This is a genomic window from Paraburkholderia susongensis, assembly GCF_900177725.1.
Lineage (GTDB): Bacteria > Pseudomonadota > Gammaproteobacteria > Burkholderiales > Burkholderiaceae > Paraburkholderia > Paraburkholderia susongensis.
In genome coordinates, this window is record NZ_FXAT01000002.1 from 734,643 (window position 1) to 756,099 (window position 21,457).

14 protein-coding genes and 1 riboswitch are annotated in these 21,457 nt (G+C 65.8%); of the genes, 8 read left to right on the forward strand and 6 right to left on the reverse strand.

The features are described 5' to 3' along the window. Nucleotides 1-124 precede the first annotated feature (124 nt). The 6 genes from B9Z01_RS08420 (at nt 125) to B9Z01_RS08445 (ending at nt 11,413) form a co-directional block, all read left to right on the forward strand. A complete protein-coding gene (locus B9Z01_RS08420; RefSeq protein ID WP_085481765.1) occupies nt 125-1,312 on the forward strand; it encodes an ammonium transporter in 1,188 nt (395 codons plus the stop codon). Between the two features lie 72 nt (nt 1,313-1,384). Beyond that, nucleotides 1,385-1,446: riboswitch (Fluoride riboswitch) on the forward strand. Between the two features lie 73 nt (nt 1,447-1,519). Continuing rightward, nucleotides 1,520-1,900 carry a fluoride efflux transporter CrcB gene (crcB, locus tag B9Z01_RS08425; protein ID WP_085482097.1) on the forward strand — a complete coding sequence of 127 codons (381 nt, stop codon included), beginning with the start codon at nt 1,520-1,522 and terminating at the stop codon, nt 1,898-1,900. 419 nt (nt 1,901-2,319) lie between these two features. Beyond that, entirely contained in the window at nt 2,320-3,156 is an 837-nt protein-coding gene (locus B9Z01_RS08430; protein WP_085481766.1) for an IclR family transcriptional regulator, read from the forward strand. Between the two features lie 371 nt (nt 3,157-3,527). Further along, a complete protein-coding gene (locus B9Z01_RS08435; protein ID WP_085481767.1) occupies nt 3,528-4,919 on the forward strand; it encodes an MdtA/MuxA family multidrug efflux RND transporter periplasmic adaptor subunit in 1,392 nt (463 codons plus the stop codon). A 23-nt stretch (nt 4,920-4,942) separates the two neighbouring features. Continuing rightward, nucleotides 4,943-8,077, forward strand: a complete 3,135-nt coding sequence (locus tag B9Z01_RS08440; protein WP_085481768.1) for an MdtB/MuxB family multidrug efflux RND transporter permease subunit — start codon at nt 4,943-4,945, stop codon at nt 8,075-8,077. 3 nt (nt 8,078-8,080) lie between these two features. Beyond that, nucleotides 8,081-11,413, forward strand: coding sequence for an efflux RND transporter permease subunit (locus B9Z01_RS08445; RefSeq protein ID WP_085481769.1), 3,333 nt, complete (start codon nt 8,081-8,083; stop codon nt 11,411-11,413). Here B9Z01_RS08445 and B9Z01_RS08450 read toward each other — a convergent pair. Next, the gene (locus tag B9Z01_RS08450; RefSeq protein ID WP_085481770.1) at nt 11,408-11,878 is read right to left on the reverse strand and encodes a hypothetical protein; all 471 of its coding nucleotides are present in this window, start codon (nt 11,876-11,878) and stop codon (nt 11,408-11,410) included. The genes B9Z01_RS08445 and B9Z01_RS08450 overlap by 6 nt on opposite strands. 98 nt (nt 11,879-11,976) lie before the next feature. Continuing rightward, on the reverse strand, nt 11,977-12,540 hold the full coding sequence (locus B9Z01_RS08455; RefSeq protein WP_085481771.1) for a peroxiredoxin: 564 nt from the start codon (nt 12,538-12,540) through the stop codon (nt 11,977-11,979). 434 nt (nt 12,541-12,974) lie between these two features. On the opposite strand from B9Z01_RS08455, the gene B9Z01_RS08460 reads away from it, so the two are divergent. Together B9Z01_RS08460 and B9Z01_RS08465 are read left to right on the forward strand one after the other, a co-directional pair. After that, complete coding sequence (locus B9Z01_RS08460) at nt 12,975-14,789, forward strand: putative bifunctional diguanylate cyclase/phosphodiesterase (protein ID WP_085481772.1); 1,815 nt, start codon at nt 12,975-12,977, stop codon at nt 14,787-14,789. A gap of 113 nt (nt 14,790-14,902) precedes the next feature. Further along, nucleotides 14,903-16,360 carry an HDOD domain-containing protein gene (locus B9Z01_RS08465; protein ID WP_085481773.1) on the forward strand — a complete coding sequence of 486 codons (1,458 nt, stop codon included), beginning with the start codon at nt 14,903-14,905 and terminating at the stop codon, nt 16,358-16,360. Nucleotides 16,361-16,377: 17 nt separating this feature from the next. Here B9Z01_RS08465 and B9Z01_RS08470 read toward each other — a convergent pair whose 3' ends face one another. The 4 genes from B9Z01_RS08470 to astB all read right to left on the reverse strand — a co-directional run bounded on the left by B9Z01_RS08470 (nt 16,378) and on the right by astB (nt 21,451). After that, nucleotides 16,378-17,763 (reverse strand): EAL and HDOD domain-containing protein, encoded by a 1,386-nt coding sequence (locus tag B9Z01_RS08470; protein WP_085481774.1) that lies wholly within the window; start codon nt 17,761-17,763, stop codon nt 16,378-16,380. A gap of 276 nt (nt 17,764-18,039) precedes the next feature. Next, nucleotides 18,040-18,831, reverse strand: coding sequence for an ABC transporter substrate-binding protein (locus B9Z01_RS08475; protein WP_085481775.1), 792 nt, complete (start codon nt 18,829-18,831; stop codon nt 18,040-18,042). A gap of 153 nt (nt 18,832-18,984) precedes the next feature. Beyond that, on the reverse strand, nt 18,985-20,127 hold the full coding sequence (gene astE / locus B9Z01_RS08480; protein WP_244195959.1) for a succinylglutamate desuccinylase: 1,143 nt from the start codon (nt 20,125-20,127) through the stop codon (nt 18,985-18,987). Beyond that, on the reverse strand, nt 20,111-21,451 hold the full coding sequence (gene astB, locus B9Z01_RS08485) for an N-succinylarginine dihydrolase (RefSeq protein WP_085482099.1): 1,341 nt from the start codon (nt 21,449-21,451) through the stop codon (nt 20,111-20,113). The genes astE and astB overlap by 17 nt, the downstream gene beginning before the upstream one ends. Nucleotides 21,452-21,457: the final 6 nt, after the last annotated feature.

Here is a 21,457-nt window from a genome sequence, read left to right on the forward strand (position 1 = left end):
CATCGTCCAATCGACAGAGAATCCCATCCCGGTGCCTGCCTGCACCGCGGCGACGCGAACGGCACAACTTTGGCCCGCTTCTTGCTCACATTGCGCACTTTTTTGGCATAAGCGGGACACATCGATGGAAAGTCTGAAATACGGCGCCGACACTGAGTTTCTTCTGCTCGGCGCCGCCATGGTGCTGGCAATGCACGCGGGGTTTGCATTCCTCGAGCTCGGCACGGTGCGCAAGAAGAATCAGGTCAATGCGCTCGTCAAGATTCTGGTGGATTTCTCGGTCTCGACGATCGCGTATTTCTTCATCGGCTATACGATCGCTTACGGCGTGCAGTTTTTCGGCAGCGCCGCGTCGCTCGCCGAGCACAACGGCTATGCGCTGGTGCGCTTTTTCTTTCTGCTGACGTTCGCCGCCGCGATTCCCGCGATCGTGTCGGGCGGCATCGCCGAGCGCTCGAAATTCAACCCGCAGCTGTTTGCGACCTTCGTGCTGGTCGGCTTCGTCTATCCGTTCTTCGAAGGAATCGTCTGGAACGACCGCTTCGGCATCCAGGACTGGCTCGCCCGGGCGTTCGGCGCGCCGTTCCACGACTTCGCGGGCTCGGTGGTCGTGCACGCGTTCGGCGGCTGGGTCGCGCTGCCGGCCGTGCTGCTGCTCGGCGCGCGCCACGGTCGCTACCATCGCGACGGCGGCATCGCCGCGCATCCGCCGTCGAACATTCCGTTTCTCGCGCTCGGCGCATGGGTGCTGACGGTCGGCTGGTTCGGCTTCAACGTGATGAGCGCGCAGACGCTCGACAAGATCAGCGGCCTCGTCGCGGTCAATTCGCTGATGGCGATGGTCGGCGGCACGCTGAGCGCCTGGTTCGCCGGCCGCAACGACCCCGGCTTCACGTATAACGGCCCGCTCGCGGGACTCGTGGCGGTGTGCGCCGGCTCGGACATCATGCATCCGCTCGGCGCGCTGGTCACGGGCGGCGTCGCGGGCGTGCTGTTCGTCTATATGTTCACCTGCGTGCAGAACCGCTGGCGCATCGACGACGTGCTCGGCGTGTGGCCGCTGCACGGCTTGTGCGGCGCGTGGGGCGGCATCGCGGCCGGCATCTTCGGGATGCGCGCGTTGGGCGGGCTGGGCGGCGTGTCGCTCGGCTCTCAGGTGATCGGCACGCTCGGCGGCATCGTCGTGTCGACGCTCGGCGGCACGCTCGTGTACGGAGTGATCCGCATGACGGTCGGCCTGCGGCTCGACCAGGAAGAGGAATACAACGGCGCGGATCTGTCGATCCACAGGATTTCGGCGACGCCGGAGTGAGGCGCGGCGGGCGCGATAGGCGCCCCGCCGCCGCTTCCCGCCTGTCCCCAAATGCCCTTGCCAATGTTAGACTTCGCCGCTGGAGATGGCATTCTCCATTAACCGCCCTCGGGGCTGATGATGCCTGCTACGCCCGGCTATGCGGACGCGGCATCGATTCGCCCGCATGAACCGGTTTGTCGACACTCCGGCTTCAACACCTTTTCCATGTATTGGTCCTTTCTCGCTGTCGCCATTGGCGGCGCACTCGGCTCGTTGTTCCGCTGGTTTCTCGGCATTCGCCTGAACGGCGTATTTAGCGGACTGCCGCTCGGCACGCTCGCCGCCAACGTGATCGCCGGCTACATCATCGGCGTGGCGGTCGCGGGCTTCGCGCGGGCGCCGCAACTCACGCCTGAATGGCGCCTGTTCGTCATTACCGGCCTGATGGGCGGCCTGTCCACGTTCTCGACGTTCTCCGCGGAAGTCGTGCAGCGTCTGCAGGACGGCCGACTCGGCTGGGCGGCCGGCGAAGTGGTGATTCACGTGAGCGCGTCGCTCGTGATGACGATCCTCGGCATCGCGACGGTTTCGTTGCTGTCGCGCTGAGCGCGCGCAGGCTTTGTCGTGCGCCGATAGCCCGAAAAAAAAGGCGTCACGTTGCCGTGACGCCTTAAAAAGTTCTAGCCATTCCGAGGGCCGTGCTAGAACCTGAGAGACGGTATTCGAAGGTATTCGAAAGAGTTCGGAACCAATGCATCCAGCATTTCATCCTGAAATATGGGAACTCGAAATACGGGATCCGAAAATCACCTTTCGAAATGAAGTTCCATTTTTTACGATTATGCTGACTGAGTCAGGCAAAAGTCTAAAGCATCTCGAACTGTTTCAGCAATCTATTCCGATATAATGAATCCTCTAATGAAGTAATGAACTTCATACTCTGGTTTGGGGTCGCCCGTCGACTTTTGCGGGCCGGCCGTCAACAGGTTGCGAACGCATAATTTGAAATACAGTTCCAAAAAACCATGAATCGCCCCACCTCTCCCCAAGCCACAACCCTCTTCGCAAAAGACAAGGACGGCGCGGGCGACGAAGTCACCGCCCTTGCGCGCGGCCTGACCGTGCTGCGTTCGATCGCCGCCGCCCACGCGCCGCTCAGCAATCGCGAACTCACCGAACTGACCGGCATTCCGAAGCCCACCGTCTCGCGCATCACCGCGACGCTCGTCGGCGCCGGCTTCCTGCTGCGACTGCCCGACAGCGAGCGCTTCGTGCTGACCTCGTCGGTGCTGGAGCTGAGCAACGGTTTTCTGCGCAATTTCGACATCCGCGCCCGCGCGCGGCCGTTCCTGATCGAACTCGCGGAACGCACCGCGCTGTCAGTGCATCTGGCCGTGCGGGACCGTTTCGACATGGTCGTGATCGACGCGATCCGGCCGCGTTCGGCGGTCCTCGTGTCGCGGCTCGAGATCGGCTCGCGCATGAGCCTCACGCGCACCGCGGTCGGTCGCGCGTACCTCGCGGCGCTCGCGCAGCCGGAGCGCGTCGCGCTGCTCGCCGGCCTGCAGACGGCCGAGGGCGGCGAATGGGGCTATATCGGCAGCCGGCTCGAAAACGGAATCCAGGACACGCTCGAGCGCGGCTTCGCGATCGCCACCGGCGAGTGGTACGACGGCCTCAATGCGATCGCGCTGGGTTTCGTCGGACCATCGGGCGAGCGCTACGCGGTCAATTGCGGCGGCTCGGCCGACCAGTGTCCGCGCGACTGGCTCCTCTCGCGCGCCGCGCCCGTGCTACTCGAATGCATCGGCAAGATCGTGCTCGAGATCGGCGGCACGCCGGGCCGCCGGCTCGATGAATGAGACATCGGGCGCGCAGCGCGCCGCCCGACAATTTCCCAACATCCTGTAACCTTCGTAATCAAACGAAAAATAGATAGCTGGACTGTTACAGACGCCGCAACGTACGATCACGCATCCCGTCGCGGGACGCGCACGCGGCGCGCGCTTCTCTCCGGTTCTCGGCGTCGAAAGCGCCCCGTCCAATCCATGATGATTCCGCATTGCGTTAACATCGCTGTCCCGCGTCTCGGGTAGCATCGCGTTGAGCGATGCGCGGCGCGCACGCCGCCAAGACCGCCTGCCATGCCGCCTGCGTACCGGCCCGTCGTCCTTCAAGGGTGGCGGCCGCGCGAGCGGCGCACATCAAAAAAGCCAGCCACCTGACCGAACCGATGGACGAACAACAAAAGCACCCGGAAACCCAACGCCCTGCCGCTTCCCAACCGTCCGCAAGCGGCGCGCAACACAGCGCGCCCGGCGCGGTGAAGCGGCACCGCGGCCGCACCATCGCACTGATCGTCGCGGCGCTGGTCATTCTCGGGGTCGTGCTGTGGCGCTGGCATCCGTGGGGCGGGCCCGGCGGCGGCGCGAGCGCTCCGGGTGCCGCAAGCGGCGCGAGGCCGGGCGGACGCTTTGGCCGCGGCGGCCCGAACGCGATGGCGAACATGGCGCAGCCGGTGCACGTCGCCACCGCGACGCAGGGCGAGATGCCGGTCGTGCTGACCGCGCTCGGCACGGTCACGCCGCTTGCTACCGTCACCGTGCTGCCGCAGTTGAGCGGCGTGCTGCAGGACGTGTATTTCAAGGAGGGCCAGATGGTCAAAAAAGGCGACGTGCTGGCCCAGATCGACCCGCGCCCTTACGAGATTTCGCTGCGCAACGCCGAGGGCACGCTGATCCGTGACCAGGCGCTGCTCGAAACCGCGCGTCTCGATCTCAAGCGCTATCAGACGCTGCTCGAACAGGACTCGATCGCGAGCCAGCAGGTCGACACGCAGGCTTCGCTCGTGCGGCAATACGAAGGCACCGTGAAGTCCGACCAGGCGAACATCGATACCTTCAAGCTCGACCTGATCTACGCGCGCATCACCGCGCCGGTGTCGGGACGCGTCGGCCTGCGCCAGGTCGATCCGGGCAACTACGTGACCTCGGGCCTCGCCAACGGCATCGCCGTGATTACGCAGCTGCAGCCGATCAGCGTGATCTTCACGACCTCCGAAGACAACCTCCAGCAGATCATCCAGCAAACGCAGAACGGCGAACAGCTCTCGGCCACCGCGTACGACCGCAGCAACACGCGGCCGCTCGAGGTCGGCTCGCTGAAGACGATGGACAACCAGATCGACACGACCACCGGCACGGTCAAGCTGCGCGCGCTCTTCGAGAACGCGGACAACGGGCTGTTCCCGAACCAGTTCGTCAATACGCGCCTGCTCGTCGATACGATCAAGGACGCGGTGATCGTGCCGACCTCGGCGGTGCTCAACGGCTCGATGGGCTCGTTCGTGTACGTCGTGAAAGAGGACAACACGGTCACGGTGCGTCCGGTCAAGGTCGGCCCGGTGGACGGCGAGCGCATCAGCATCAAGTCCGGCCTCGCCGCGGGCGAGCGCGTCGTGACCGACGGTTCGGACCGCCTGCGCGAAGGCGCGAAGATCACGATTCCGGCGGCGCGTCCGAGCGGCGCGTCGGGCCCGCAGGGCGCAAGCGCGGCGAAGGGCGCATCCGGCGCCTCCGGCGCGCACGCACATCGCGGCCGGCACGCGCCGCAAGCATCGCAATAAAGTAAAGGCACGGCACTTACCGCATGAATCCATCCCGCGCTTTTATTCTGCGTCCCGTCGGCACCGCGCTGCTGATGGCGGCGATCATGCTGGTCGGCCTCGTCGCACTGCGCTTTCTGCCGCTCTCCGCGCTGCCCGAGGTCGACTATCCGACGATCCAGGTGCAGACCTTCTATCCCGGCGCGAGCCCGGACGTGATGACATCGTCCGTCACGGCGCCGCTCGAGCGGCAGTTCGGGCAGATGCCGTCGTTGAACCAGATGTCGTCGCAAAGCTCGGCCGGCTCGTCGATCATCACGCTGCAGTTCAGTCTCGATCTGTCGCTCGACATCGCCGAGCAGGAAGTCCAGGCCGCGATCAACGCGGCGGGCAACCTGCTGCCGTCCGACCTGCCCGCGCCGCCGATCTACGCGAAGGTCAACCCGGCCGACGCGCCGATCATCACGCTCGCGATCACCTCGAAAACGCTGCCGCTCACCCAGGTGCAGGATCTCGCCGACACGCGTCTCGCGCAGAAAATTTCGCAGGTGGCGGGTGTGGGCCTCGTGAGCCTGTCGGGCGGCCAGCGACCGGCGATCCGCATTCAGGCGAACCCGCGCGCGCTCGCCGCGTACGGCCTGAATCTGGACGACCTGCGCACCACGATCTCGAACCTGAACGTCAACACGCCGAAGGGCAACTTCGACGGCCCGACGCGCAACTACACGATCAACTCGAACGACCAGCTGACGAGCCCCGACGAGTACCAGAGCGCGGTAGTCGCGTACAAGAACGGCCGCCCGGTGATGCTGACCGACGTCGCGAGCATCGTCTCGGGGCCGGAGAACACCAAGCTCGGCGCGTGGGTCGACAACACGCCCGCGATCATCCTGAACGTGCAGCGCCAGCCGGGTGCGAATGTCATCCAGGTGGTCGACAGCATCAAGGCGCTGCTGCCGCAGCTGCAGCAGTCGCTGCCCGCCGCGCTCGACGTGCAGATCGTCACCGACCGCACCACGACGATCCGCGCGTCGGTGCGCGACGTGCAGTTCGAACTGGCGATGTCGGTCGTGCTGGTCGTGCTGGTGATGTACCTGTTCCTCGCCAACATCTACGCGACGATCATTCCGAGCCTCTCGGTGCCGCTCTCACTGATCGGCACGCTCGCCGTGATGTACCTGTGCGGCTTCTCGCTCGACAACCTCTCGCTGATGGCCCTCACTATCGCCACCGGCTTCGTGGTCGACGACGCGATCGTGATGATCGAGAACATCGCGCGCTACGTCGAGGAAGGCGACACGCCGCTCGAAGCCGCGCTGAAGGGCTCCAAGCAGATCGGCTTCACGATCATCTCGCTCACGGTCTCGCTGATCGCGGTGCTGATTCCGCTGCTCTTCATGGGCGACGTGGTGGGACGCCTGTTCCACGAATTCGCGATCACGCTCGCGGTGACGATCGTGATTTCGGCGATCGTCTCGCTCACGCTCGTGCCGATGATGTGCGCCAAGCTCCTGCGCCACACGCCGCCGCACGAGAGCCACCGCTTCGAGGCGAAGGCGCACCGCTTCATCGACTGGGTGATCGCGCGCTACGCGGTCGCACTCACATGGGTGCTGAACCGCCGGCGCTCCACCCTGGTCGTCGCGCTGCTCACGCTGGTGCTGACCGGCCTGCTGTACGTGTACGTGCCGAAAGGCTTTTTCCCGGTGCAGGACACCGGCGTGATCCAGGCGATCACGCAGATGCCGCAGTCGGTCTCGTTCGCGTCGATGGCCGACCGTCAGCAGGCGCTCGCCGCACAGATCCTGAAGAACCCGGACGTCGACAGCCTCACTTCGTTCATCGGCGTGGACGGCAGCAACATCACGCTGAACAGCGGCCGCATGCTCATCAACCTGAAGCCGCGCGACGACCGCAGCAACACCGCGAGCGACGTGATCCGCCAGTTGCAGAAGGACGTCGCGCACATTCCGGGCGCCTCGCTCTACATGCAGCCGGTACAGGACCTGACGATCGACTCGACCGTGAGCCCGACGCAGTACCAGTTCATGCTGACCGATCCGAACATCAGCGAATTCACGACGTGGGTGCCGAAGCTGATCGACCGGCTCAAGCAGTCGCCCGAACTCGCGGACGTCGCGACCGACCTGCAGGACAACGGCCGCTCGGTGTTCATCGAAATCGACCGCGCAACCGCGGCGCGCTTCGGCATCACGCCGGCCACGATCGACAGTGCGCTCTACGACGCATTCGGCCAGCGCATCATCTCGACGATCTTCACGCAGTCGAACCAGTACCGCGTGATTCTCGAAGCACAGCCGGAAATGCAGCACTACACCGAGTCGCTGAATTCGATCTACCTGCCCTCTTCCACCTCGGCGGGCGGCCAGGTGCCGTTGTCGTCGATCGCGAAGTTCATCGAGCAGCCCGCACCGCTACTCGTCACACACCTGAGCCAGTTCCCGGCCACCACGGTGTCGTTCAACCTCGCGCCGGGTTCATCGCTCGGCGCGGCGGTCAAGGCGATCGATCAGGCGCAGAAGGACATCGGCCTGCCCGCGTCGTTCCAGACGCGCTACCAGGGCGCGGCGCTCGCATTCCAGGCGTCGCTCGCGAACGAGCTGTTCCTGATTCTCGCGGCGATCGTCACGATGTACATCGTGCTCGGCGTGCTGTACGAGAGCTTCATCCATCCGATCACGATTCTCTCCACGCTGCCTTCGGCCGGCGTCGGCGCGCTGCTCGCGCTGCTCATCACCGGGCACGATCTCGACATCATCGGCATCATCGGCATCGTGCTGCTGATCGGCATCGTGAAGAAGAACGCGATCATGATGATCGACTTCGCGCTCTATGCCGAGCGCGAGGAAGGCAAGCCGCCGCGCGAGGCGATCTACCAGGCGTGTCTGCTGCGTTTCCGGCCGATCCTGATGACCACGCTCGCCGCCCTGCTCGGCGCGCTGCCGCTGATGCTGGGCACCGGCGCCGGCTCGGAGCTGCGCCGTCCGCTCGGTATCGCGATCGCGGGCGGCCTGATCGTGAGCCAGTTGCTCACGCTGTTCACGACGCCGGTGATTTACCTCGCGTTCGATTCGCTCGCCCGCCGCCTGCGCGAGCGCTTCCATCGCGGCGACTCGTCCGGCAGCGCCACGCCGCCCGCCACAGATGCGGGGAACTAGGCGATGAACCTGTCGCGTCCGTTTATTTCCCGCCCGGTCGCCACCACGCTGCTGGCAGTCGGCATCGCGCTGGCCGGCGTGTTCGCGTTCACGAAGCTGCCGGTCGCGCCGCTGCCGCAGGTCGATTTCCCGACCATCTCGATCCAGGCGACGCTGCCGGGCGCGAGCCCGGAAACCGTCGCGACCAGCGTCGCGAGTCCATTGGAGCGGCATCTCGGCTCGATTGCCGACGTGACCGAGATGACCTCGCAAAGCTCGGTCGGCTCGACGCGCATCACGATGCAGTTCGGCCTGAACCGCGACATCGACGGCGCCGCGCGCGACGTGCAGGCGGCGATCAACGCGGCGCGCGCCGACCTGCCGACGAGCCTGCGCAGCAATCCGACCTACCACAAGGTCAACCCGGCCGACGCGCCGATCCTGATTCTCGCGCTCACCTCGAGCACGCTGACCGCCGGCCAGTTGTACGACTCGGCGGCCACGGTGCTGCAGCAGTCGCTCTCGCAGGTGGACGGCGTCGGCGAAGTCGATGTGAGTGGCTCGGCGAATCCGGCCGTGCGCGTCGAACTGGAGCCGCATGCGCTGTCGCACTACGGCATCGGTCTCGAGGACGTGCGCGCGGCGCTCGCCTCGGCCAACGCGAACAGCCCGAAAGGCTCGATCGAGTTCGGCGAGAATCGCGTACAGCTCTACACCAATGACCAGGCGAGCAAGGCGTCGCAGTACAAGGATCTGATCATCGCCTATCGCAACGGCGCGCCGGTCAAGCTCTCGGACATGGGCGAAGTGGTCGATTCCGTCGAGGATCTGCGCAACCTCGGCCTCTTCAACGGCAAGCGCTCGGTGCTCGTGATCCTGTACCGCCAGCCCGGTGCGAACATCATCGAGACCGTCGACCGCGTGAAGGCGATGCTGCCGCAACTGCACGCGTCGCTGCCCGCGGACGTCGACATCGAGCCCACCTCGGACCGCTCCACGACGATCCGCGCGTCGCTGAAGGACACCGAGCGCACGCTCATCATCGCGGTCGCGCTCGTCGTGATGGTGGTGTTCCTGTTCCTGCGCAACTGGCGCGCCACGCTGATTCCGAGCGTGGCCGTACCGATCTCGATCATCGGCACGTTCGGCGCGATGTACCTGATGGGCTTCTCGATCGACAACCTCTCGCTGATGGCGCTGACCATCGCGACCGGCTTCGTCGTCGACGACGCGATCGTCGTGCTCGAAAACATCTCGCGGCACATCGAGAACGGCGTGCCGCGCATGAAGGCCGCGTTCCTCGGCGCGCGCGAGGTCGGCTTCACGGTGATGTCGATCAGCATCTCGCTCGTCGCCGTGTTCCTGCCGATCCTGCTGATGGGCGGCATCGTCGGCCGGCTGTTCCGCGAGTTCGCGCTCACACTCTCGCTCGCCATCGCGGTGTCGCTCGTCGTCTCGCTCACGCTCACGCCGATGATGTGCTCGCGCCTGCTGCGCGAGCCGCACCAGAAGCGCGAGGAAAGCCGCTTCGGCCGCTGGCTCGAGAGCGGTTTCATGTCGATGCAGCGCGGCTACGAACGCACGCTCGGCTGGGCGCTGCTCCATCCGCTGCTGATCGTCACCACGCTGATCCTGACCATCGCGCTGAACATCGCGCTCTACATCATCGTGCCGAAGGGCTTCTTCCCGCAGCAGGACACGGGGCGGCTCATCGGCGGCATCCAGGCCGACCAGGCCACGTCGTTCCAGGCCATGAAGGGCAAGTTCTCGCAGATGATGGACATCGTCGGCAAGAATCCGGCCGTCGAGAGCGTGGTCGGCTTCACGGGCGGCCGGCAGACCAACTCGGGCTTCATGTTCGTGTCGCTCAAGCCGAAGAGCGAGCGCAAGCTGTCCGCCGATCAGGTGATTCAGCAACTGCGCGCGCCGCTCGGCGACGTGGCCGGCGCGCGCACGTTCCTGCAGTCGGTGCAGGACATCCGCGTGGGCGGCCGGCAATCGAACGCGCAGTATCAGTTCACGCTGCTCGCCGACTCCACGCCCGATCTCTACACGTGGGGGCCGAAGCTCACCGAGGCGCTGCAGGCGCGCAAGGAGCTCGCGGACGTGAACTCCGACCAGCAGCAAGGCGGCCTCGAAACGATGGTGACGATCGACCGCGCGACCGCGTCGCGGGTCGGCATCAAGCCCGCGCAGATCGACAACACGCTGTACGACGCGTTCGGCCAGCGCCAGGTATCGACGATCTACAACCCGCTGAACCAGTATCACGTCGTGATGGAAGTCGCGCCACGCTACTGGCAGAACCCGGAGATACTGAACCAGATTTTCGTCAGCACCTCGGGTGGCAGCGCGAGCGGCGCGCAAACCACCAACGCGCCGGCAGGCACGGTGACGTCAAACACGTCGTCGTCGAACCCGAACAGCGCGGCGGGCAACACCGCGGGCAGCACCGCGCCCACCGCCACGACGAGCGCGGCCAGCATCGCGGACGACTCCGCGCGCAACCAGGCCATCAATTCGATCGCGGCGAGCGGCAAGTCGAGCGCGTCGTCGGGCGCGCCGGTGTCGACCTCGCAGGAAACGATGGTGCCGCTCTCGGCAATCGCGAGCTTCGGGCCGGGCACCACGCCGCTGTCGGTCAATCACCAGAGCCAGTTCGTCGCCTCGACGATCTCGTTCAACCTGCCGCCGGGCGTGTCGCTCTCGACGGCAACCCAGGCGATCTACGACACGATGGCCGAGATCGGCATGCCGGCCACGATACACGGCAGCTTCCAGGGCACGGCTCAGGCGTTCCAGCAATCGATGTCCGATCAGCCGATCCTGATCCTCGCCGCGCTCGCGGCCGTGTACATCGTGCTCGGCATCCTGTACGAGAGCTACATCCACCCGCTGACGATTCTCTCGACGCTGCCGTCGGCGGGCGTGGGCGCGCTGCTCGCGCTGCTGCTCTTCAACACCGAGTTCAGCATCATCGCGCTGATCGGCGTGATCCTGCTGATCGGTATCGTGAAGAAGAACGCAATCATGATGGTGGACTTCGCGATCGAGGCGTCGCGCCACGGGCTGTCGTCGCGCGATGCGATTCACCAGGCGTGCCTGTTGCGCTTCCGGCCGATCATGATGACCACGTTCGCGGCGCTGCTCGGCGCGCTGCCGCTCGCGTTCGGACGCGGCGAAGGCGCGGAACTGCGCGCGCCGCTCGGTATCGCGATCGTGGGCGGGCTGATCGTCAGCCAGATGCTCACGCTTTATACGACGCCGGTCGTGTATCTCTACATGGACCGCATCCGCGTGCGTTGGGAGGCGAGGAAGGCGCGCCGCTCGGGTGGCGCGGCGCCGACGTCGTCATAGTTTTTGTTCGATAGCCAGCGAAAAAATCCGCTGCCACTGGCGAGCCTGCCGTTCATCCGACATCGGCACGAGCCACTCGCCGTGGCGCGGGTCTTTCACTTTCAGCGCGAGCCGCGCGTCGGCATCGGCGGCGCCGCGCTGTACTTCGGCGCCGAGCAGATCGGCGAAGATATAGGCGCCCTCTTCCTTGCCGATGCGAATCTCGCAGAGCCGCTTGGCCGCCGCGAGCCGGACCGCCCCCCAGGTCCCCTTCAGTTCGTGGGTCCAGTCGCCGTCGCGCACGTTCGGCGCGACTTCACGGCGGCGCCGCAGCCAGTACGCAATCGCGCCGATCAGCAGCAATGCGGCCAGCACGGCGACGCCAACCGCAACCGCCATGCCGAACGCGGCCTGCAACGCATAGAAGGCCCGCACCGCGCCGTACACCAGCGCGATCAGCGCAATCAACGCAACGATAATCGGCATCGCAAGCTCACCCGGAAAAAAGTTTTAGTCTGGCACGGGCGGCCGCCTGTTCACGCTGCAACAAGCCATTGCGCAAATCGTGACGCCGCCGCGACGTGTCACTGCGCCTTATGCGCCGCCGTCCAGTCCTTGAGCGCCTTCAATGTGTTCTCGACGTGCTTCTCGGGCGACAGGCTCGTGTATTCGTAAATGATCTTGCCGTCCGGAGCGATCACGTACGACACGCGATTCGCCATGCCGCTATGCATCGGCATGCCGGCGTCATAGGCACCGATCACCTTCGAATCGGCGTCCGCCGCGACCGGGAATTTGCTGCGGCATTCGCTGACCGAGAACTTCGTCAGCGTGTCGATGTTGTCGTGCGACACGCCGATCACCGTCGCGCCGTATTTCTTGTATTCGTCGACCGCATCGGCGAACTCGTGCGCCTCGATCGTGCAGCCCCTCGTGAACGCGGCCGGATAGAAGTACAGCACGACCGGCCCCTTCTTCAGCTCGTCGGCGAGCGAATAGGTGTAGGTCTTGCCGCCGAGCGAAGCCTCGGTGGTGAAGGTCGGCGCGGTGTCGCCCGGTTTGAGCGTCGCCGAGGCGAGCGGCGAATGCATGGCGAATCCGATCGCCATGACGGCGGCCAGCGCCGCCGGTAGGTGTTTTATCTTCATCTGCGTCTCCCTGCGTGAGCACACGCGTTGGTTCCAGGGCATCGAAGACAGTTGCGCTGGCATGACGCCGGCGGCCGTCCCTGCATCTGATATTGGAACACGGAAGCGCGGCGCGCGTAAGCAGCCGGAACAACGACAAGCGTATCGAAAGAATCCGGCGCTGGACGGGTGCTAAACGAGCGCGCGGCGGCGCGATCGCGCCCCGAACCGGACTGAACACGCTCGAATCGACGAGGCGCCGCAGTTGCACGGCCACGGCACGGCGCCCCCCCTCGCCGGATGTTTTCCACGACGGGCCGCTAAAGATTTCGCGCCGCGGGTCGTTATCTCGTTCTGATGCGGCGGCTTGCTGTCTGCCTGCCGCCCGAACCCGCGGACCAGCAGCCCTGCTTGCGGACAAACGCGCGGACGAACCCAGGTTGCCAGCGACAAACATGGAAGCGAACACGATCACCGCGCCCCGCCGGGGCTCCTTGCGCACGGTCATCGACCGGCTTCGCGCATTCGGCCGGCGCGCGGACGACACACGGCGAAGCGGCACCCGCCGCGCCGCGCAACTGGAACAACTGGTCGGCGCGGTCGACCTGCTCGCGCACGTCGACGACGCGCAGCGCTTCCTCTATGTGTCCGATGCGAGCCTGCGGTTCATCGGCTATCACCGCGAGTATCTGGAAACCATCACGCTGCACGAGCTCGTCGCGCCAGCCGACCTGCCGCGCCTCGACGCGCTGCTCGCGCGCGCCGCGGCCTCGGGCAACGTCGAGAAAGCGACGCTCGGGTTCATCAAGTCGCTGACCTATCCGATCACGGTCGAGCTGCGCGTCGTGCGCAGCAGCCACAACGGCGTCGACGGCCATGCGCTCGCCGGCTTCGACGTGTCCGCCTGGCGCGCCACAGAGGAGCGTCTGACCCAGGCGCTGCATCTGGATCGGCTGACCGGCCTGCCGAATCAGCCGGGCCTGCTGCACGCGCTGCTCGACGCGCAGCAGCAGGCCGACGCGCACGGCACGCCGGTCGCGCTGCTGCTGCTCGATCTCGACGACTATCAGCGCGTGAACCGCGCGCTCGGCTACGACGCCGGCGACGAGATGCTGCGCGACACGTCGCGGCGTCTCGCGAACATGACGAGCCCGAACGAATTGCTCGCGCGCGTCGCGAGCGACGAGTTCGCGATCCTCGTGAAGCCCGCCGCGAACCGCACCGACGCGGCCGCCGCCGCCGAAGCGCTCGCGCGGCGCCTGCTGACCGCGATCCTGCAGCCGTACGTGTTCAAGGGCCAGCAGGTGCACCTGTCGGCGAGCATCGGCATCGCGCTGTATCCGGACGTGCGCCACGCGAACGACACCGCCGGCCACGCCACGCACCTGCTGCGCTGGGCCGATCACGCGCTCTTGCAGGCGAAGGCCGCGGGTGGCAACACGCTCGCGTTCTACGTGCCGGACGACGACCCCGCCGACGCCGAGCGCCTGAAACTCGAAGCCGATCTCTACGACGGCGTGCGCAATGGCGAGTTCTCGCTGCACTTCCAGCCGATCACGAGCAGCCGCACGCACGGCGTGGTCGGCGTCGAGGCGCTGATGCGCTGGACGCATCCGGTGCATGGTCTCGTGCCGCCGTCGATGTTCATTCCGCTCGCGGAGTCGATCGGTCTCATCAACTTCCTCGGCAACTGGGTGCTGAAGGTCGCGTGCATGCAGCTGATCCAGTGGGATACCAAGGGCATCGCGCTGCAATACGTGGCCGTCAACGTGTCGCCGCAGCAGTTTCGCGACCCGCGCTTCAAGGACTCCGTGCGCGAGGCGATCGAGCTGACCGGCATCGATCCGCGCCGCGTCGTCTTCGAAATCACCGAGAGCCTGCTGATGCACGACCCCGCGCATGCGACGGCGCTGCTCGAAGACCTGACCGCGATGGGCATCCGCTTCGCCGTCGACGATTTCGGCACCGGCTATTCGAGCCTCGCGTACCTGCAGCGCTTTCCGCTGGCGAAGCTCAAGATCGACCGGAGCTTCGTGGAGAATCTGCTAACCTCGCGCAACGATCAGGCAATCGTTAGCGCGGTCGTCGGTCTCGCGCAAACGCTCGATCTCGAACTGGTTGCCGAGGGCGTCGAAACGGAAGCGCAACGCACGCTGCTCACCGAGATGGGCTGCGATCACATTCAGGGCTGGCTCGTCTGCAAGGCGTTGCCGTCCGACGAACTCGCGCAGCGTTTCGAAGCGCGCACGCTGCGCCTGCACGGCGCGTAGCCGGCCATGCAGGCACGGCACCCCGGCAGCGGAAGCGGCAGCAGAACCGGAACAAGCCGGCTCGACACCGGCGTGGCACACATTGGAATACGTATGGCTTTTGCGGGACTCACATGGTAAAGGCGGCAGTGCTCGACCGGCTCTGGACGCGAATGAGCGAGCGCGGCGATTTCCCGATGCTGTCGCAATCGCTGCGCACCACCATGGCAGCGATGAACAACGACGACCTCGACTTCAGCGGCCTCGTGCAGGTCGTGCTGTCGGACTTCGCGCTCACGCAAAAAGTGCTGCGGCTCGCGAACTCCGCCATGTACATGGCGTTCGGCGGCAACATCACGACGGTGTCGCGCGCGCTGATGGTGCTCGGCATGGATGCGGTCGGCCACCTCGTCGTCGGACTCAAGATCGTCGATCACTTTCATCACAGCGCGCCGCGCCGCATCGACGCGAAACTCGAACTGAATCGCACGCTGCTGTCGGGCTGCGTCGCGCGCAAGCTGACCGAGCGCGGCGACCTGCGTGCCGGAGAAGAAGCGGTGGTCTGCACGCTGATGCGGCAAATCGGCAAGCTGCTCGTGGTGTTCTATCTCGACGCCGAGTGGGATCAGATTCGCGGACATATCGACGACGGCGCGCTCGAAGCCGAGGCGTGCGTGCTCGTGCTCGGCGTCACGTTCGATGAGATCGGCGAGGAAGCCGCGGTGCGCTGGCGCCTGCCCGACATGATCCGCTCGGGCATGGGCGAGTTCGATCCAGAGGACACCGAACAGCCGCGCCAGGTGCAGTGGCTGCGCGCCATCACCAATTACTCGACCGCGGTCGCCGACGTGCTCATGCAGCAGAACATGCCCGAGTGGGAACGCGAGGCATGCATCGCCGAACTCGCGCAGGAATACGGCGGCGCGCTGAACACCGACCCCGACGTGCTGCTGCAGATGAGCGTCGCGCTCGCCCGCGAAGAAGGCGGCGACGGCGTGATGCGCGAGATCGTCGAGCTGCGCGCGAACGCCGATGCGATCGCGCGCGAGGCGCTCGCACCCGAGGCGCGCATCGCGGTCGGCGTGAAGGATCTGCGCGGCCTGCCTGAAGGCAGCCCGCTCGCGCCGGCTCTCGCGATGGCAGCGGAGACCGTGCTCGCCGGGCTCGGCTTCACGCGCACGGTGATGTTCGTCAGGCACAGCAGCGGCACGTTCAAGGCGCGTCTGGGCCTTGGACCGGGGATCGGCGCGGCATTGCCGAGGCTCACGTTCAACACCGCGTTCGAGCCCGACGTGTTCCATCTCGCGATCGCGAATTCGGTGGGCATCTTCATCGAGAACGCGCGCGATCCGAAGATGGTCGCGCGGCTGCCCGAGTGGTTCCGCCGCTCGTTCGACGACGCGCGCGCGTTCCTGCTGCTGCCGGTCGTCGACGAAGCCGATCAGACCGTCGCGCTGTTATACGGCGACTGGTCCCATACGCAGGAGCCGCGCCGCATCTCGCAGAAGGAGATGAGCGTGCTCAACGAACTGGCAAAGGAGTTAGGCCGTTTTTTTGGCCAGGGGCAGATGCGGGAATTGGAGACGATGTGAAGACGTGCCCAAGGCACTCAATCCTCGATTCTTTCGAGCCCTTGCGCGCTGCGATCCGCGACGCCTGCCCATGCGCCGGCCGCGAGGCCCATCTGCGCGATGTCGTCTACCGTCAACGGCTGCAAACGCTCGCAGAGCGTAGCGATACGCTCCCATGCAGCGCATTCGAGCGCTTCGACCGCGCTCAGCAACAGACCCAGCGTGCCCTCGCGATGCAGGATCGCAGCCTGGATCGGGCGCGATAGCGTCAGGATGTTCAGCGTCTTTTCGAGCGAGCCGCCGAACACCGCGTCGACGAACGAGAACACGCCGGTCAGGAACGCCGCGTCGGCTTCGTCGCGGCCCGCCTCGGGCATGCGCTCGATCGCGAGTTCCATGAAACGCGCGCGCGAGGCCGCGAGTTGCAGCAGCGGATCGTCTTCGAGCGCGACCTTGCGGCCGTCGGCGTAAAGCAGCAACTGCGTCCAGCGCGCGATGCGATCGGTGCCGGTCGCGTTGATCGCGTCGCGCAGCGTCGTCACCCTGTGCCCAACGGCGAGGCCACTCGAATTCGCGAGCTTCATCAGGTGCATCACGAGCACCGGGCTCAGCTTCAGCTCGGCTTCGAGCTGCGCGACGGTCGGGTCGCCCGCGAGCAATTGCAGCAGATTGAGCAGCGCGTGGCGCGGCGTGCTGACACGGCGCGTCGCCGAGCTCTGCGCACGCGCGAAGTAATAGCCCTGAAAACGGTCGAAGCCGAGCCCGTGCGCCATGTCGAAATCGGCCTGCGCATCGACACCCGACGCGAGCAGCAGCTTGCCCGCCGACTTGAGCACGCTCGCGAGCTTCGGCAGCAGCGCACGCGGCGCGCGCGTGATGGCGATCTTGACGACCTCTGCATACGGCAGCAGTTTCGCGAAGGTTTCGTTGGGCTGCGTGACGTCGTCGAGCACGAAACGATAGCGGCGGCCATGCAGATACACGAGCCGTGCGATCAGTTCGTCATCGGCTTCGAGCGACGGCGGCAGTTCGAGCATGAAGCGCTCGGCGGGCAAGCGCAGGATCGCGTCGTCGAGCAACAGGTCGCGGCTCACGGCGACGTAGGCCGGATGACCGGTCAGCGCGCCGCGCACATCGTTTTGAACGAGACCGCGAACGATCGCGCGCGCAACGCGTTGCGGGGGTGTCGGCGCGCGGCCCGGCAATGCGTCGGGGTGGGGGTCGAGGTGGGTATCTCCGCCGCTGTGCGAGCCGCGCTGGTCGGCTTCTTCGCCTGGCGTGAGCGGCAATTCGGGGGGGCACACCTTGATCTCGTAACCGCACAGCATGCCGTCGCGGTTCAGAATGGGCTGCCGTGCGAAGCTGGCCGTCAACGATGTTTCGTCTGTCGCGCCGCCCCATGTCTCGATTGCGATGGTGGTCATTCCGGTCCCCGCTCAACGCCGCCGCGTTTGCCGCTGTTTTCTGGCGCTGTATTGTGTGTATTGTGTTTTGGCTGCACCGTGGCGCGTTTTTGACGATAGCAAGAGTCGTCGCGCGCGGCAGCATGTCTCGCGATTTTATCGCAGCAAGCGCGCTAAGCGTAAGCACGACAAGCAGCTACGTTGCGCGCAGAAATGCAAAAGACCGCCTGGGCGGTCCTTTGCAGCGGCTTGCGTCGGCACCTTGCGCGCTGCATCGCAGGCAACGCGCAACGCGTGTTACTTCAGCACGACCTTCACGTCGAAGTACTTCGCGGCGAGGCGGTCGATCGTACCGTCCGCCTTCAGCTCCTTGAGCGCTTCGTTCAGCGCGTCCTTGAGCGCCTTGTCGTTCTTGCGCACGCCGTAGCCGACGCCCGCGCCGAGCAGCTTCTCATCGGTGACGGCCGGACCGGCGAATTCGAAGCCCGCGCCCTGCGGCTTCTTCAGGAAGCCCTTCGATGCCGCTTCGGCGTCCTGGAACGACGCATCGAGACGGCCCGACACGAGGTCGGCATAAATCTGGTCCTGCGTCTGATACGGCACGATGTCGACGCCGGCCGGCGCCCAGCGCGCCTTCGCATACGCTTCCTGGATCGTGCCCTGCAGCACGCCGATGTGCTTGCCCTTCAGCGATGCCGGCGTCGGCTGCAGACCGCTGCCCTTCTTCGCGATCATCTGGTTCGGGATCGTGTAGATCGGATCGGTGAAGTCGATCGCCTGGCGACGCTGCTCGGTGATCGTCATGTCCGAGTTGATCGCGTTGAACTTGCGCGCTTCGAGCGCGGGAATCAGGCCGTCGAACGAATTCTCGACCCACACGCATTTGGCCTTCAGCTTCGCGCACACAGCATTGCCAACGTCGATATCGAAGCCCTGCAGCTCACCGGCCGGCGACTTCGATTCGAACGGCGCATACGACGCCTCGACGCCGAAACGCACTTCCTTGATCTCCGCCGCCGACGCGGCACCTGCCGTCAGCGCCGCCGCGACCAGCGCGAGCGCGGCCATATTGGGCCAATTCATCTTCATTACGGGTGTTCCTTCTACGGTATTGACTAAAACGGAGCCAGGCCGGCGCGGACACGCTCGCCGCGCCGCGTGCGGCCGGGCTCGCGCGGCAAACGTAGCGCGCCAAGGGAGCTACGGGGAGCCGCGAAGCCCGCGATTGTACACGGAACCTGTCTAGACAAGCTTGGAGAGCGTTTCGGCGGTGGTTTCGATCACGAGCAGACCGGCGCGCAAGCCGGGCTTGACCGTCGCGTTCGGAAACACGATGCGTTCTTCGTCATGACGCACCGTGTAGCGGTAGTCGCCATCGCGCGCGAGCAAGGTGCCCTTCGTGAACGGCGTGAAGTTCGGCACGTCGGGCGCGAGCAATAGCTCGAACGCGTCGCTTTGCTTGGTCAACTGATCGATCACCGTGAAGACGCGCGGCATTGCCGACGGTGCCTCGGATGCGGCGTCGGCTGATCCATTGGCTTGCACGGTGGTTTGCGAGCCAACCCGCGTGCCGGCGAGCAGCGCGCGCACCGCGAGATCAGCGCCCACGAAGCGCGTGAGGTCGTTCTCGCCGAACGGACGCACCTTGCCCAGTTCGAGCGTGCATGCATCGGCGCCGCACGCTTGCGCGGTGAAGTTCGAATACGTGTTGCCCTTCGTCGTGTGCAACAGCACCGCGCTGATGCGCGCGTCGCCGAGCCATTCGAACATCGCGCGCGAAAACGGCTTGCCGGTATGCGGCAGCAGCGCGAACTGCTCGAACGCGGACGCGCGGATCGCCGTGTGCATGTCGATATGCCGGCGCGCGCCGGGCGCCTCGGACGCCGCCGCGAAAAAGCGCGTCGCGGCCTGTTCGAGCGCCGCGGCGCGCGGCGCCTCGTGGCTGTGCGGCAATTGCAGATGACGGCCGCTGAAGAGACGATTCAGATCGTCGTCGCGATAGCGGCAGCCCTCGCGCATCGCGTCGACGTTGCCGAGAATCACGAGCAGACGGCATGCGAGCGCGGCGCGGCCTTGTGCGATATCGGCGATCATGCGCGAGAGCAGTTCGATCGGCGCGGTTTCGTCGCCGTGCACGCCCGCCGAGACGAGCACGCTGCGCAGGTTTTCGGGCCGCTGCGTGGATGCTTCGGCCTGCTGATGAATCGACGCCCGAGCCGGCTCCATCGCAAGCACGCCCTCGTCGAGCCACGACCAGCTCACGCCGTTCGCGCACACACCTTTTGCTTCATGCGCGGCGGGCCGCGTTCCCGCGAGCGTCCACGCGAGGAAATCGTCGAGCATCGAGGTCGAGGACGGCATCGCGTCCTCAGCGCTGGAAGTCATAGAGCGAGCCCAGTTCGAGAATCTGCGTCAGCTCGTCGAGCGCGGTGCGCGATTCGACGAGCAGTTGCGGATCGGAGAGATCGGCCGGCGCGAGACGGTCGCGATAGTGCTTTTCGATCCACGCGTCGAGGCGGCCGAACAGCGCGTCGTTGATCCACACGCCCGGCGCAACGGCCGCGCGTTCCGCATCGTCGAGCACGACTCGCAGACGCAGGCATGCGGGACCGCCGCCGTTCTTCATGCTCTCGCGCAGATCGAACACGAGCACTTCGTCGATCGGACCGCCATGCGCGGTCAGTTCGTCGAGATACGCAGCCACGCGCGGATTCTCGCGGCACTCCTGCGGCACGACGAGCATCTGCTTGCCATCCGGGCGCGTCAGCAACTGGCTGTTGAACAGATACGACGACACCGCATCGGCAACGCTCACCTGCGCGTCGGGCACTTCGATCACGTTGAATCCCGCGTGCAGGCTCGCGAGCTTCGAACGCAGTTCGTCGTACACCGCGCTCTGCTCGACGAACGCGAGCTGATGGCAGAACAGCGTGTTGCGATTGCCGACCGCGATCACGTCGTTATGGAACACACCCGCATCGATCACTTCCGGATTCTGCTGCGCGTAGACCGTCGCCGCTTCCCGCAAGCCATGGCGATGCGCGACCGCGCGGCTCGCCTCGAAAGTCTGGCGCGCCGGATAACGCTTCGGCTCCGGTCCGCGACGATATTCGCTGCGGCCATACACGAAGAACTCGACGCCGCGCGCGCTGTAGGCCTCGCAAAAGCGCGTGTGGTTCGCCGCGCCTTCGTCGCCGAGCGCGGGCGTGCCCGGCAGCGCCTCGTGCACGACGAAGCGGTCGGCGTCGCTGAACATCGCGCGCAACGTGCGGCGCGTCGATTCATGTTCGATCGCGCGATGCAGCTTGCTGCACAGATTGGCCGGTGTGAAATGCACGCGGCCGTCGTGCGTGTCGGCCGACGGGCTCACGGTCGCCGCGTTCGCGGTCCACATCGCCGAGGCCGAACTCGCGGCGGCCAGCAATTCGGGCGCGTTCTTCGCCACACGTGCGATCACCGAAGCGTCGTCGCCGGAAAAGCCGAGTTCGCGCAACAGCCGCACCGACGGACGCTCCTGCGGCGGCAACACGCCCTGATGAAAACCGAGGTCGGCCAGTTGCTTCATCTTGCGCAAACCCTGGCGCGCGGCGGCCTTCGGATTCGCGGCGGATTTCTCGTTGTTCTGCGACGCGACGTTGCCGAACGAGAGCCCCGCATAGTTGTGGGTCGGGCCGACCAGGCCGTCGAAATTGGCTTCAGTGGCTTGCAGCATCGT

Excerpts from the sequence above, each read along its gene's own strand:
- B9Z01_RS08420 (WP_085481765.1), top strand. The coding sequence starts at position 125 with ATGGAAAGTCTGAAATACGGCGCCGACACTGAGTTTCTTCTGCTCGGC.
- crcB (WP_085482097.1), top strand. The coding sequence starts at position 1,520 with ATGTATTGGTCCTTTCTCGCTGTCGCCATTGGCGGCGCACTCGGCTCG.
- B9Z01_RS08430 (WP_085481766.1), top strand. The coding sequence starts at position 2,320 with ATGAATCGCCCCACCTCTCCCCAAGCCACAACCCTCTTCGCAAAAGAC.
- B9Z01_RS08435 (WP_085481767.1), top strand. The coding sequence starts at position 3,528 with ATGGACGAACAACAAAAGCACCCGGAAACCCAACGCCCTGCCGCTTCC.
- B9Z01_RS08440 (WP_085481768.1), top strand. The coding sequence starts at position 4,943 with ATGAATCCATCCCGCGCTTTTATTCTGCGTCCCGTCGGCACCGCGCTG.
- B9Z01_RS08445 (WP_085481769.1), top strand. The coding sequence starts at position 8,081 with ATGAACCTGTCGCGTCCGTTTATTTCCCGCCCGGTCGCCACCACGCTG.
- B9Z01_RS08450 (WP_085481770.1), bottom strand. The coding sequence starts at position 11,878 with ATGCCGATTATCGTTGCGTTGATTGCGCTGATCGCGCTGGTGTACGGC.
- B9Z01_RS08455 (WP_085481771.1), bottom strand. The coding sequence starts at position 12,540 with ATGAAGATAAAACACCTACCGGCGGCGCTGGCCGCCGTCATGGCGATC.
- B9Z01_RS08460 (WP_085481772.1), top strand. The coding sequence starts at position 12,975 with ATGGAAGCGAACACGATCACCGCGCCCCGCCGGGGCTCCTTGCGCACG.
- B9Z01_RS08465 (WP_085481773.1), top strand. The coding sequence starts at position 14,903 with ATGGTAAAGGCGGCAGTGCTCGACCGGCTCTGGACGCGAATGAGCGAG.
- B9Z01_RS08470 (WP_085481774.1), bottom strand. The coding sequence starts at position 17,763 with ATGACCACCATCGCAATCGAGACATGGGGCGGCGCGACAGACGAAACA.
- B9Z01_RS08475 (WP_085481775.1), bottom strand. The coding sequence starts at position 18,831 with ATGAAGATGAATTGGCCCAATATGGCCGCGCTCGCGCTGGTCGCGGCG.
- astE (WP_244195959.1), bottom strand. The coding sequence starts at position 20,127 with ATGACTTCCAGCGCTGAGGACGCGATGCCGTCCTCGACCTCGATGCTC.